This is a genomic window from Pectobacterium peruviense (assembly GCF_002847345.1).
GTDB classification, from domain to species: domain Bacteria; phylum Pseudomonadota; class Gammaproteobacteria; order Enterobacterales; family Enterobacteriaceae; genus Pectobacterium; species Pectobacterium peruviense.
The window spans coordinates 1-14,116 of record NZ_LXFV01000001.1 but is presented as its reverse complement, the minus strand read 5'-3'; the positions used below and the strand labels follow the sequence as shown (position 1 = coordinate 14,116).

Annotated in this window: 12 protein-coding genes; 1 reads left to right on the top strand and 11 read right to left on the bottom strand. The window is 50.7% G+C overall.

Translation table 11 applies throughout. From position 1 onward, the window contains the following. Positions 1–33: 33 nt before the first annotated feature. From pelN to A0G03_RS00010, 11 genes are all read right to left on the bottom strand, one after another. The gene (gene pelN / locus A0G03_RS00060) at positions 34–1,347 is read right to left on the bottom strand and encodes a pectate lyase PelN (RefSeq protein WP_048260523.1); all 1,314 of its coding nucleotides are present in this window, start codon (positions 1,345–1,347) and stop codon (positions 34–36) included. Positions 1,348–1,648: 301 nt separating this feature from the next. Then, positions 1,649–2,401 carry a 3-deoxy-manno-octulosonate cytidylyltransferase gene (kdsB, locus tag A0G03_RS00055; RefSeq protein WP_048260525.1) on the bottom strand — a complete coding sequence of 251 codons (753 nt, stop codon included), beginning with the start codon at positions 2,399–2,401 and terminating at the stop codon, positions 1,649–1,651. Beyond that, a complete protein-coding gene (locus A0G03_RS00050) occupies positions 2,398–2,580 on the bottom strand; it encodes a Trm112 family protein (protein ID WP_005967647.1) in 183 nt (60 codons plus the stop codon). The genes kdsB and A0G03_RS00050 overlap by 4 nt, the downstream gene beginning before the upstream one ends. A 109-nt stretch (positions 2,581–2,689) precedes the next feature. Continuing rightward, positions 2,690–3,691 (bottom strand): tetraacyldisaccharide 4'-kinase, encoded by a 1,002-nt coding sequence (gene lpxK / locus A0G03_RS00045; protein ID WP_048260527.1) that lies wholly within the window; start codon positions 3,689–3,691, stop codon positions 2,690–2,692. Further along, the gene (gene msbA, locus A0G03_RS00040) at positions 3,688–5,436 is read right to left on the bottom strand and encodes a lipid A ABC transporter ATP-binding protein/permease MsbA (protein ID WP_048260614.1); all 1,749 of its coding nucleotides are present in this window, start codon (positions 5,434–5,436) and stop codon (positions 3,688–3,690) included. Before msbA ends, lpxK begins: the two co-directional genes overlap by 4 nt. Before the next feature lie 37 nt (positions 5,437–5,473). Further along, on the bottom strand, positions 5,474–7,747 hold the full coding sequence (locus A0G03_RS00035; protein ID WP_048260529.1) for a ComEC family protein: 2,274 nt from the start codon (positions 7,745–7,747) through the stop codon (positions 5,474–5,476). A gap of 298 nt (positions 7,748–8,045) precedes the next feature. Further along, entirely contained in the window at positions 8,046–8,363 is a 318-nt protein-coding gene (gene tmaR / locus A0G03_RS00030) for a PTS system regulator TmaR (RefSeq protein ID WP_005967626.1), read from the bottom strand. A gap of 329 nt (positions 8,364–8,692) precedes the next feature. Continuing rightward, complete coding sequence (locus A0G03_RS00025) at positions 8,693–9,451, bottom strand: iron ABC transporter ATP-binding protein (RefSeq protein WP_048260530.1); 759 nt, start codon at positions 9,449–9,451, stop codon at positions 8,693–8,695. Further along, positions 9,448–10,455, bottom strand: coding sequence for an iron chelate uptake ABC transporter family permease subunit (locus A0G03_RS00020; RefSeq protein WP_048260532.1), 1,008 nt, complete (start codon positions 10,453–10,455; stop codon positions 9,448–9,450). Before A0G03_RS00020 ends, A0G03_RS00025 begins: the two co-directional genes overlap by 4 nt. Further along, on the bottom strand, positions 10,442–11,404 hold the full coding sequence (locus A0G03_RS00015; protein ID WP_048260534.1) for an ABC transporter permease: 963 nt from the start codon (positions 11,402–11,404) through the stop codon (positions 10,442–10,444). The genes A0G03_RS00020 and A0G03_RS00015 overlap by 14 nt, the downstream gene beginning before the upstream one ends. A gap of 21 nt (positions 11,405–11,425) precedes the next feature. Continuing rightward, positions 11,426–12,376 (bottom strand): siderophore ABC transporter substrate-binding protein, encoded by a 951-nt coding sequence (locus tag A0G03_RS00010; protein WP_189315136.1) that lies wholly within the window; start codon positions 12,374–12,376, stop codon positions 11,426–11,428. Positions 12,377–12,657: 281 nt separating this feature from the next. On the opposite strand from A0G03_RS00010, the gene sbcB reads away from it, so the two are divergent. Then, positions 12,658–14,085 carry an exodeoxyribonuclease I gene (gene sbcB / locus A0G03_RS00005; protein ID WP_048260538.1) on the top strand — a complete coding sequence of 476 codons (1,428 nt, stop codon included), beginning with the start codon at positions 12,658–12,660 and terminating at the stop codon, positions 14,083–14,085. The last annotated feature ends 31 nt before the right edge of the window (positions 14,086–14,116 follow it).

The window sequence follows — 14,116 nt, the reverse complement described above, 5'->3', positions numbered from 1 at the left end:
TGAGTGATGGGCTAGTGTACTAACACTTCATTATTATTCGCGTTCAAAGGCACCTAAGTCTGGAGCCGAGCCTTTGTAAGGCAGTTTGACATCCCCACCTTTATTGATCAGCGTGCTACCCGAAGCAAGATGCAGGCTCTTCAGTACTGGCAAGCTGCCGTCCGCCTGACGCGGTGCATCCCATCCGGTCACAGAGACGCTCTCGAAATCAGCATCTGATACCACAATTTTCAGATCCCACGAGTTATAACGCATGTTCGCCCCGTCGGAGAACGACAAGTCTTTACCGCCGTGAGAAACGTTGTTGCGCAGCGTACCTAGCCCAATCGCTTTTCCGCTTGCATCAATGCCGCGGATATTAAAGTTCGGGTTATTTTTATAGCCAGTGTTGTTAAAGAAATCGTTCGCTACCGGATGGTGGTTGGCATAAAAACCAGCGGCCTTATTTAAAAACGCAACCGAGTTACGCACGGTATGTTTCACCGCATTTGCCACATAAACGCCACCATAGCCGCCGATTTTAAAACCATTGCCGTTACCCGCAGCCAGTGATTGTGTCGTCCCCGGTAGATAGCCGTGCGACCAGGCCCAGGAATTTTCAATCAACACCGGAGAATAGGCATTAATTAAATCGAAGCCATCATCTGAGTTTGCCCATGCACGGCAACCACGGAAAATATTACCCGGTTGGTTAGCAGGGATATGCGCACCGAAGCCATCTCCGCTTTGACCTGCACCATTAGAGGTCAGTGGATCGTAATTATGGTGAGAGTCGCTATTCAATACCAGATTATTTCCTCCACGCTGGATGAACAGGCCCGTACCCATAATATGGTGGATATTCAATTGCTCGAATATATTATTGCTGCCCCTGTTCCACACGCCCCAGGATTCATGGTTAAGGTTATTACGTTGCGGAACACCGGTTATTTCCAACCCTTTAACGGAAACCCAATCGGCAACAACATTGAATCCTTTGACTCGGCAATCGTCCTGCATCTGGCTGAAATCAAAAACTGGCACTTCTCCGCTGGACGCCCAATATTCAATGCGCTTACCTTCCGTACCGCTCTTACTCAGCGTGACCGCATTCACTACATCGGTACGCGTCGCACAGACGTTCAGCCCCTTGGTGAATACGTATTTGCCGCCACGAATCCACAGACGATCGCCCGGATTTAACGTTTTCTGTGCGCGATCGATCGTTTTCCAAGGAGAGTTTTTACTGCCGTTACTCGCGTCATCGCCGTTAGGTGCCATGTAATAAACCGCCGCACTGCTGCTCGCAGCTGCCCCCATTAACATACCGCCGAGAAAAACTTTTGCTATATAACGTTTAGCATTCATATCATTACCATCCTTAGTTGAAATAACAAAAAACGCCATGCAAAAACATGGCGAATTGATAGTAGCATTTAAATATGAAAATAAAAGTTCCACTCGCAGCAATTCAATTCAGGATGGGAATGCAGTATCTGCATAAATAAAGCGATGCAACGTAATTTGAGAAAATTTAAGAATAGTTATCTAAATAAATACTAAAGAATTTAAAAATAAAGTGACGGTATTAAGAAGAATTTTATGGGTGTCTACTCCGTAATGAATAGACGCCCCATAAAATACTCATAGCCGGTTAGCGTAATACGTTTTACTGACAAGCTATGACTTGTCGCACACGGGCCAGATCTTCTGGTGTATCAACACCAACGCTAGGCACGGCTTTAGCAACTGCAACATGAATCTTCTCGCCGTACCACAACACACGCAGTTGCTCCAGTAGTTCGATTTGCTCCAGTTGGCTCGGAGCCCAGGTGACATAACGACGAACAAAACCCGCACGATAGGCATAAATACCGATATGCCGCAGGAAATGATCGCCGATAGTTTCCTTCGACTGAGCAAAACGTTCTCTGTCCCAAGGAATTGTCGCACGAGAAAAATACAGCGCGTATCCCTCAGCGTCGGTCACTACTTTTACTGCATTCGGATTGAAGGCTTCTTCGCTGGTTTCAATCGGTACTGCCAGCGTCGCCATTCCTGCTTTACTGGCTGCGAGATTTTCCGCTACCTGACGAATGATAACGGAAGGAATGAGTGGTTCATCGCCCTGAACGTTAACAATGATGTCATCATCGGTAAAACCGTAGCGCTCGATGACTTCAGCCAGACGCTCTGTGCCAGAATTATGATCGGCGCGAGTCAGGCACACTTCACCACCAGCTTGCCGTACAGCAACCTCGACGTCAGGATGATCGGTGGCAACAATAACGCGTTGAGCCCCTGATTCCAGAGCACGTTCCATCACATGAACGACCATCGGTTTGCCGTTGATGTCCGCCAGCGGTTTACCCGGCAGTCGGCTTGATGCAAAGCGCGCTGGGATGATCACAGTAAAGGTCATTGTGTTATCTCGTCAGCCCCAAGTTTACGCGCCTCATTCTCCAGCAGCACGGGGATACCATCACGAACTGGGTAGGCCAACCCATCGACCTTGCATATCAGCTCCAGTTTCTCTTTATTAAAATACAGCCGACCATTACAAACAGGACAGGCAACAATCTCAAGTAAACGGTGATCCATGCTTCCTCCATCTTTGGCCGATCAATGACCGACATTTTCTTTCGCCGTAGCAGCGATCTAATAAGTTGATACCCACAGGGGATACCTAAAACCGTAGCAGAAGGACGATTTACGTTCTGCTGCCAGCATTCCGATTAAGCATATCTTCTAGTTTGTCGAGCAATTGTGTGCCGAGGGGCTCAGCTAACACCGCATCAACAGGCAGATACCACCAGTTATCCTGGGCAAATGCCTTACATTTTACCGCATCTTTTTCGGTCATCAGCAAAGGTTGTGTCGCATCTCGAGTCAGTGATTCGAGCTGTTCTGGCTGGTACGATTGATGATCAGCAAAGGCGACTTCGCGTGCAATGTTCACTCCCGCATCACGCAGCGTAGCAAAAAAGCGAGGAGGATGTCCGATGCCCGCCACAGCAACGACATCATGCAACTGACTTAGCGGGCAGGATTCACCTGACAGTAAATTAACCGCCATACCCGCCGTTAATGTCATGCCTATCTCGTTTGTTTGCGGAACACCGCCGTTAACAATGACGGCATCCACTGACGCCAGGCGACTTTCTCTTTCCCGCATCGGACCCGCTGGCAGCCACCACCCATTGCCAAAACGCCGCATCCCGTCAATCACAACCAGTTCGATATCTCTTGCCAACGCATAGTGCTGTAATCCATCGTCGGTGATCACCACATCTAGCGTGTGCCGTGTCAATAACTCGCTTACCGCATCCCCGCGACGCGGGGCTACCGCAACGGGCGCACCCGTGCGTTGGAAAATCAGCACGGGTTCATCGCCTGCCTGCGCCGTCGTCACCGATTCATCCAGCAGCAGCGGATAGCATTCAGCTTTTCCACCGTAACCACGCGACACTACGCCAACACGATAACCTCTGCGCTGCAATTGTTCGACAAGCCAAATGACTACGGGTGTTTTCCCATTGCCACCCGCGGTCAGGTTCCCCACGACCACGATAGGTACAGGCGATCGCCAGCTTTTCCGCCATCCTAGTTGATAACTCTGGCGGATCAGAAAAGTGATGAGTCCGTAGAGCCACGATAGCGGCAGCAGCAGCCAATAAAGCCGCGATTGTCCGGACCAAATGCGCTCAATCATTCGCCAAACTGCATTCTATGCAGTTGAGCATAGGCGCCGTTAGCCGCCAGTAACGCGGTATGATTGCCTCGTTCAATGATTCTGCCGTCTTCAACTACCAAAATCTCATCCGCTTTTTCAATTGTGGAAAGACGGTGTGCAATCACCAGCGCGGTACGATCTTTTTGCAGCTCATCTAATGCTGCCTGAATCGCACGCTCAGATTCCGTATCCAACGCCGACGTAGCTTCATCCAAGATCAGGATCGGGCTATCACGCAGCAGCGCACGGGCAATCGCGATACGCTGCCGTTGTCCGCCAGAAAGCATCACACCATTCTCACCGATGACCGTATCCAAACCGTGCTCCATCTTATTGATGAAGTCCATCGCATAGGCCATTTTTGCAGCGCGCTCAATTTCTTCACGGCTATAGTGTTCGTTACGGGCATAAGCGATATTGTTCGCTATCGTGTCGTTGAACAGATGGACGTTTTGAGAAACCAACGCCACTTGATTACGCAAGGAAGACAAGCGATATTCGCGTAAATCATGGCCATCAAGCAGAATTTCTCCAGACTGAATATCGTAAAAACGCGTGATCAAACTGGCAATCGTTGATTTACCTGACCCAGAGCGGCCAACCAACGCTACCGTTTTACCCACTGGGATATGCAGATTGATATTCTTCAGTGCCAGATTTTCTCTCGCCGGATAAGCGAAGCTCACCTGACGGAATTCAAGTTCACCTTTAGCACGTTCGATTTCCAGTTTACCGGTGTCACGCTCCTGTTCCATATCAAGAATGGCGAACAGCGTCTGGCACGCAGCCATACCTCGCTGGAACTGAGCGTTCACGTTAGTCAGTGATTTTAACGGACGCATCAGCGCGATCATGGACGAGAACACCACCGTGATCGTCCCAGCAGTCAACGTCTCCATCACACTAGGGAAGCTGGCAGCATACAGTACAAACGCCAGCGCCAGTGACGCGATCAACTGAATGATAGGATCGGAAATCGATGAGGCGGACACCATTTTCATGCCCTGCTGGCGCATCCGATTACTAACCTGATCAAAACGTTTAGTTTCAACGCGCTGGCCACCAAACATCAGCACTTCTTTATGGCCTTTAAGCATTTGCTCCGTGCTGGTGGTCACATGTCCCATCGTATCCTGCATGTTTTTACTGATACTGCGGAACCGTTTGGACACCAAACGCATGGCGATCGACACGATCGGTGCAATCACAATCAGGATGATAGACAACTGCCAGCTGTAGTAGAACATCAGAATGAACAGGCCGATAATCGACGCCCCTTCCCTGACGACGGTAATCAACGCACCAGATGATGAAGCCGCAACCTGCTCAGAATCATAGGTAATGCGAGATAATAGCGTCCCGGTAGACTGTTGGTCGAAGAACGACACCGGCATCCCCATAATATGGGAGAAAAGGCGGCGGCGCATATTCATCACCACTTTGCCGGAAACCCAAGACACACAGTAGCTGGAAACAAAACCCGACGCCCCCCTGACTAACATTAGCCCAATGACAACCAGCGGCATCCAAAGCAATACGGAGCGGTCTGCCTTACCGAACCCTTCATCCAGCAAAGGTTTAAGCAGTGAAAGCATGAGTGTATCGCCAGCGGCGTTAATAATGAGTGCTATTGCAGCGGCAGCAAGCCCTGCCTTAAAGGGAGAGATCATCGGCCATAGGCGGCGAAAAGTCTGCCAGGTGGAGAGATCTTTATCATTCAGCATGTAGTGAACCTGAATAGGGAATAAATAGCCGACCATTTTACTCATTATACCGCTCTACGCCAAACCACTGATGATACCAACGCGACGATATGTGATCCCTGAACCGTAAAACATGCCATGAATCGCTGAAAAAACGTGCACTTAATTGTCCAAATGACGCAGTATCCAGCCACAAGTAACCATATTGACGATATCGCTCGACAATCTTCACTGAAGGCAGCCGCCACGGGTTATAGCGTGCCGCTGAGGCCATAGCCCACTCAGCATTAACTGCACGAATAAAGGGAGGTGATGATGACGTTTTGCTGCCATGGTGAGGGATTTGTAACAAATTCACACGCAGCGCACTGCGTTCTAACTTAATCAACGCCTTTTCCGCATCTGCCTCCAGATCGCCCGTCAATAAGACACTGTGTTTGCCATCATCAACACGGATAACGCAGGAGCCGTTATTTTCCGCTCTCTCAACGAGCGCTAAAGGCCACAGGACGGTAAAGGTGAGATCCTGCCAGCGCCAGCGCTCACCACGCTGGCAAGGACGATGATTTATAGATTTGATAGCGCTATATATCGTTGCTTTAGGGTAAGCAGTCTGTAGCGTTTCCAGCCCCCCGATGTGATCCATATGACTGTGGCTCAAGATGATTTTTTCTACATCGACTCCCCGCCATCGCAGGTAAGGTAGAATTTCTCGCGTCGCCATGTCGCCGCCTTCCCAGCGGTTTCCCGTATCATATAGCACTGCCTTCCCACGCTGTTCGATCACGATGGCCAGACCGTGACCGACATCCAGCATATCCAGACGCCAATCCGGTTCATCACTCTTTGTGCGAAAAACGAGTAAAACCAGGATCATGGCACCGACACTCATAGGATGGATTCGCCACCAGTTAAAGCGCCATATCACCACCGCGCCCCATCCCGCGATACTCCCTAATAGCAGAGACGCATCAAGATAAATCCATCCTGTCTGTAGATAAGTCAGCGGTGCAAATACCACACGCAGCGAAACATCCGCTAGCCACCAGAGAATCTCACTCAGTGGCGCGAACGCGATGGTGGTCAATGCCAGCAAAATCAGTGGGGTGGTAACGAAAGACACTAAAGGTACAGCCCAGAGGTTTGCAGGTAGAGAGGTGATGCTGAAACCATGGAAAATATGCAGTTGCAAAGGCATCAATAGCAGTGTGATACCTGTTTGTAAATGGATCCAGCGCAGCCAGAACCACCGTCGCCGAGTCTGTAACCGATGGGGAAGCGGTGCCCACTGAAACCAGAAAATCAGCGAGGCCACCGCCAGACAAGATAGCCAAAAACTGTCTGACAGCACGCTTAATGGATCGCTGACCAGAATCAACGCGACACACCACAGCCAAACCTGCCAGGCTGAACAGTTAACGCTCCGTACTTTTAGACAGATCCATACGCTAAGTGCCAGTGCAGATCGCACAGCAGGCGGGTTTCCTCCTGCCAGCCAGACATATCCCCATGCGGCCACAGTGCTCATCAATAATGGGAAACGGTAGCCAATCCACGTTACAGGAAAGCCATACTGTAAGACCCGCGCCATTGCCCAACCAACCAGACCCGCGAGCACGATATGGAGACCAGAGATCGCCATCAGATGCATCGTTCCAGTATTCTGAAGTAACGCCTTGAGTTCTGGGCTAACCGTTTTCATCTCACCAAATGTCAGCGCCAGTAAAATAGACCGCCAAGGCAATCCTTTCACCTGCTGCTCTGCCTGCGCAATCGTGCGCTGGCGGAAATCGCAGCGACCATCAAGTAGGTTTGCCGCTAGTACACGACCCGATAGCGGTTGCCGCTTGGCTACTGCCCAACGTTGGCTATCAAAGCCGCCTTCATTTAATCGACTATGAATGGGTCGAAAATTGGCAGTGATTGCCCAACGTTGACCTCCGCACCAGTGTTCCATAGCCGATGATAAGGTCAATTGGGCATATAATGGCGGGAAGACCCGGCGCTGATTGACTTCTTCGAGCCGAACAGTGAGCAAGGCGTCATTGTGTTCACTGAATCGTATGCTGCTTATCGTCACGACGGCGTTAACTGAATCCTGCGTGATACTATCAATTTGCAGCAGCAGGGTTTGAGCATTCAATAGCGCCCAGCAAAAACTCACAGCAACAAAAGCCCCAAAGCGAATTCCAGCATGATGCCCCGCCACGAACATCACGCAGATAGAAAGCACCATTCCCCACCACAGCAGCGTTGACCCAGGGATCTGCGGTAAAAACAGCAGCGGCAGGATGCCGAGCACGCTCGCCCACGCCAGACTATTTACCGACATCGTCCATTACCATGATGCACCTTCTCTCTTTCCCTGTGGTTCACAATCGCGATGTTGCAGACATTCAGGCTGATGCAACAGCACAGAAAACTCAGGTAGGGAGGCGCTTCGCAAGAAAACGGCAGAATTGCAAAAAATGGCATCCGTCGTGCGAACGAGATTCCAGTTTTTCAGGTGTTTGATACCACCATAATTGACAGAAAAAAGTGATGATAAAGAAGGAGGTGGATAATGAGGCAATTAAAAAGAAAAAGGACCGCCGAAGCGATCCTTTCATGCTAGAAAACGGTGCGTTGAGTTACTTAACTTCGCCCATCGCTTTCAGCTTTTTAGACAGTTCACGACGTTCTTTAGACAGGTCGGCGTTCTTGATGATGTAGTCATCAACGCGGTCTTCATAATCACCGCGCATGTTAGCGATGATATTTTGCACGTCCTCAATGGACATGCCAGGTTTAAGATATTCGCTCAGGTTGTCCAGCAGCAGAACGCGCTTCTGGTTATCACGAATTTTCTTTTCGTTGTCGACGATTTCACGTTGAAGTTTATTTTTACGACGAAACATGCGCACGAATTCCAGCACATCCTGGAAACACGGCTTAGTGTCCTTATCCATCTTTAGCCCTTACCTTAAGTCATACATAAATTCTTTATGCATTCACCATACAGGTTATACCCAGCGTCTTTCAAGCAGTGCTTACGCCCTTTGCGCTAACGCATCGCTAAGCGGATACTCTGTCACCAAACCATACCCTAAATAATTCGAGTTGCATGCAGCCGGCGACCGCACGAGTCCCCAGGAGCTTACTCAAGTAAGTGACTGGGGTGAGCAAGGACAAATTGACTTAGTCGATTTGAACGTCGCTTGCGGCGGCCCTTTAGGGCGAGGCTCGAATATGAGCTGAGTATTGCCAACGTACATGCGGCTTGAAGTATGACGGGTATTCAGCGGTAATATACTGCGATACGTTGGTTATGAACCTCTTCGATGGCCACTTCCGTGTCAAAAATATCCTCCAGAACATCGGACACCATAATGTCTTCGGGTTTTCCCGTATAGATAATCTGCCCTTTGCGCATCGCAATGATGTAGTCCGAATAGGCAGAAGCAAAGTTGATGTCGTGGATAACCAGCACGATGGTTTTACCTAACTCGTCGGCCGCACGGCGAATTTGCTTCATCATCGCCACAGCGTGTTTCATATCCAGGTTATTCAACGGTTCATCCAGCAACACATATTCTGTGTCCTGACACAGCACCATCGCGACATAGGCTCGCTGACGTTGACCGCCAGAAAGTTCATCCAAAAACCGATCTTTCAATTCGGTTAAGTTGAGGAAAGCCAGCGCAGCGCTAATGCGTTCACGATCGTCAGCGTTCAGTCGTCCTTTGGTATAAGGATAGCGCCCAAAACCCACCAATTCAGCCACCGTTAAGCGGCTGGTAAACTGATTTTCCTGCCGTAGCACGGACAAACACGTCGCCAGCTTATCGCTTGGCGTTGTCATCACATCCATGCCGTTAACTTTTACCTGCCCGCAATCGGCTTCCAGCAAGCGACTGATAATGGACAACAATGTCGACTTCCCTGCACCATTCGGGCCGATAATCGACGTGACGCCACCACGAGGCACCGTCGCGGTGACATTGTTCAATACTGTCACGTTATTATACGTTTTAGTTACATTGCCGATCTCAATCACACGGAAACCTTTTTCAGTAGCAGCACAATAAACAGCGATCCACCCACAAATTCGATAACGACCGACAGCGCGCCAGACATATCCAGCAGATGTTCAAGCACCAGTTGTCCGCCAACCAGTGAAATGACGCCCAGCAGGAAAGCCGCAGGTAATAACAGACGGTGTTGGCTGGAACCGATGACCAAATAGGCAAGGTTTGCGACCATAAAACCTAAGAAGGTCAGCGGGCCGACCAACGCCGTTGAAATAGCGACCAGCACGGAAACCAACAGCAGAATGACCGTGACGCTGCGTTTGTAATCGATGCCAAGGTTAATCGCGTTATTGCGCCCCAACGCCAGTACGTCAAAACGAAAGCGCATACGCCAGATCACCACCGCGACCACCAGCGTAATCACGACAGACAGCGCAACCAGTTCAGGAACGGTGCGGGTGAAGGTGGCAAACATCCGCCCCTGCAAGATAGCGAATTCGCCGGGGGTCAACAGACGCTGCATTAAGCCCGCCATGCTGCGAAACAACGTGCCGCAGATAATGCCGACCAGCAAGACCAGATGCAGGTTATTGCGGCTACCGGTAAACAGCCAGCGATATAGCAGCGCGGAGAAAATAATAAGCAGCAGCGTCTCAAGAACAAATTTGCCCTCAATACCCAGCCCCGGAATACCGCTAATGCCGAAAGTAAAGACCAGCGACGTCTGAATCAGGATAAACAGGGCTTCAAACCCCATAATCGACGGCGTCAATACGCGGTTGTTCGTCACAGTTTGAAATAGCACGGTCGATGCACTGGCCGCAAACGCCACCAGCAGCATCGTAGTCAGCATCAGCCCACGGTGCGTCAAAATGTAGCGTAAGTTGCTGCCTAGATTGATGGTCATAAACAGTACGATCACCACGACAGCCACACCCGTCAGCCACAGCAATCGCTGGACAGGCGATAGTCCCGCACGTTTTTCGCTGACTGTACCGGTCAGCACCGTATTACGTTCATTGACTGACATGGCGTTTCTGGCTTAGCAATAAGAGAAGGAAAACGGCAGCACCAATGACGCCAAGAATCACGCTCACCGGAATCTCGAAAGGATAGCGAATCACGCGGCTAATAATGTCGCAGCACAGTACCAGACCGCCGCCGAGCAGGCACACCCACGGAATCGTTTTGCGCACATTGTCGCCCAGCATCATGCTGATCAGGTTCGGTACAATCAGTCCGATAAAGGGCAGACTACCGACCACCACCACTACGACGCCACTGACGATGGCAATGATGCTCAGCCCCATCAACATCACCTGTCGATAGTTAAGGCCGACATTGACGGAGAACTCGCGCCCCATTCCGGCAACCGTGAAACGGTCAGCAATCCAGCAGGCCACCAGCGTTAACACACCAACCAACCAGAGCAACTCATAACGCCCCTGCAAGACACCAGAGAAATCACCCGATTCCCAACTGCCCAGCGCCTGTAACAGATCAAAATACATCGCGCCAAACGTGGTGATTGAACTGATGACCGCGCCCAGCATAATGCCGACCAGCGGCACCACCAGTGCAGATTTCAGCACAATCCGCTGTAGCAGCATCATGAACAGGAACGTGCCCGCCAACGCAAACAGACTCGCCACCACCATTTTGGTGAAAATCGTCGCGCCAGGCACGACAATCATCACCACTAGCAGGCCAAGGCTGGCCGACTGCGTAGTCCCCGCCAGAGACGGTTCAACAAAACGGTTTTGTGTCAGCAACTGCATGATAAGACCGGCAACACTCATAGCACTGCCTGCCAGCAGCAAAGCCAGAGTGCGAGGAACACGGCTGATAAAGAAAATATCGCGCATTTCTGGGTCGTTCCAGACTGCCTGCATGTTTAGCTGCCCGGCCCCAACAAACAGGCTGACAACGACCATGCAGGCCAGAAACAAAAGACCCAGTGAATAGTAAAAAGACTTCATTGATTCTGCCGTAATCTGCCGTTATTTCTTATCCAATGCGTCACTGACGGTACTCACGAGGTTTTTGTAGCTTTGCAGCCCCCCAGCGATATACAGCGATGCAGAATCCAGGTAGACCACGTGATTGTTTTTCCAGGCGTTGGTTTTGTGAATCAGTGGGTTATCCAGCACCTGCTGAGCAGATTCTCCACCGGGACGACCAATCGCACTGTCACGGTCAAGAATAAACAGCCATTCTGGGTTCACGCTCAACAAAAACTCTGATGTCACGACGTTGCCGTGACGGCCTGAATCAGGGAACTCGGTCGCGGGTTTGAAGCCCAACTCATCAAATACGAAGCCAAAGCGCGATTTGGGACCATAGGCAGACATTTTTCCACCACTGATCATCAATACCAACGCATTGCCCGCGTTTTCCGTTTTGGCGCGCGTTTGGACGATGTGCTGTTTAAAGTCATCTATCTGTTTTTTCGCTTCATCTTCTTTGCCGAAGATGGTGCCCAACTGCTCGATGCGCTGGATAAAGCTCGTCATAAACTGGTGTTCATCGACGTCCATTGAGATCGTCGGTGCAATGCCGCTCAGTTTGTCGTAGGCATCGCGCGTGCGTCCACCGGCAATAATCAGATCGGGTTTAGCGCTGCTGAGCGCTTCATAGGCAGGTTCAAACAGCGTCCCAGCGTTCAGGTAATTATCGCCGTTGTACTTTGATAAAAATGCAGGCAGCGGCGTGCTGCTTTTTGGTACGCCAGCAATTCCCTCAGCTTTCAACGCGTCCAGCGTATCCAATGACGCAGGATCAAACACAATCACTTTCTTCGGCGGCTGCGGAACCTGAGTGGTTCCCTGCGCATGCTCAATGCTTACCGTGTGACTCCCTTCTGGGGACGATGCCTGCTGATCGCAACCAGCCAAGACAAACATAGATGCCAATAACGTCGCCTTCACTGCAAACGCTGCATTTAACCGCATAAGTGTGTTCTCCATTTCGCTGTTTGTTGCCGAATGCGCCTCACAGAATAATCGATGAGGTAATAAAGAATTTAATTATCATTCGCATTAAAACGAAAATTGTAACCGAATGGACACACACATGCCTAGTGATTATGTCTCCCTTCCTATTGATGTAAGTCAGGGAAGTGGTGTAAATCAGGAAAGCACCGCAGAAAATTCGATTCGATGGTATCCTTGCCGCTTTCCAGCCTGTTTCTCCTAACTTCAGGCTCAGCGCATACACGTAGCTAACTGCATATATGGCCGATAAAACACAACCCACTTTTTTCATACACGACTACGAGACATTCGGCAAACACCCAGCGCGCGACCGCCCCGCGCAGTTTGCGGGTGTCCGTACCGATATGGATTTCAATATTATCGGTGAGCCGTTAGTTATTTATTGTCGCCCGACCGATGATTACCTGCCGGAACCAGAAGCGGTGATGATCACCGGAATCACACCGCAGATCGCATTGGCAAAAGGCGTCAATGAAGCCGAGTTCGCCCGTCAGATCCACGAGGCATTCAGCGTGCCCGGCACCTGCATTATGGGCTACAACAATATTCGCTTTGATGATGAAGTCAGCCGCAATATTTTCTATCGTAACTTCTACGATCCTTACGCTTATAGCTGGCAGAACGGTAATTCCCGTTGGGATTTGCTGGATGCGCTACGTGCCTGCTACGCTCTTCGACCGGAAGGCATTGTCTGGCCCGAAAACGATGACGGCTTACCCAGTTTCCGTCTTGAACATCTGACGAAAGCCAACGGCATCGCGCACGAGCAGGCGCATGATGCGATGTCCGACGTTTATGCCACCATCGCGATGGCGAAACTGTTCAAGCAGGCGCAGCCCAAGCTTTTCGAATATCTGTTTCCGCTGCGCAATAAAAACAAAATTTCCGCGCTGATCGATATCCCACAAATGAAGCCGCTCGTTCACGTCTCCGGTATGTTTGGCGCGGCGAGAAGCAATACCAGTTGGATCGTGCCGCTCGCCTGGCACCCAGATAACCGTAATGCGGTCATCATTTGCGATCTGGCTGGCGATATGACACCGCTGCTGGAGTTGGACAGCGAGGCATTACGTGAGCGGTTATATACGCGCCGAGATGCGCTGACTGCCGATCAAAGCGTAGTTCCACTCAAGCTGGTGCACATCAATAAGTGCCCAGTGTTAGCGCCAGCCAGTACCTTACGGCCGGAAGATGCGGCAAGATTGGGCATCGATCGTCAACGCTGTCTGGATAATCTGGCGCTGCTACGTAGCAACACGGACATCAGAGAAAAAGTGGTAGCGTTGTTTGCCGAAGCCCCCGCTTTCGCCGCGTCTGATGATGTCGATTTACGGCTTTACGATGGCTTCTTTGGCGATGCCGACCGCATGGCGATGAAGATTATTCAGGAGACCGCGCCGCAGAATCTCCCCGCGCTGGATCTCACGTTTGCCGATAATCGTCTGGAACCGCTGTTCTTCCGTTATCGCGCCCGCAATTTCCCCGGTACGCTGGATGACCGCGAGCAACAGCGCTGGTTGCAACATCGGCGTGCGGTATTTACGCCGGAACGCTTGCAGTCCTATCTGTCAGAACTCAGCGACCTGTATCAGCGTCATGAAGACGATACAGATAAGATGGCACAGCTCAAAGCGCTGTACGCCTATGCGCAGGAATTGGTGGGATAAGTCATAAAAAAAAGCGGAGCGCATTGGCTCT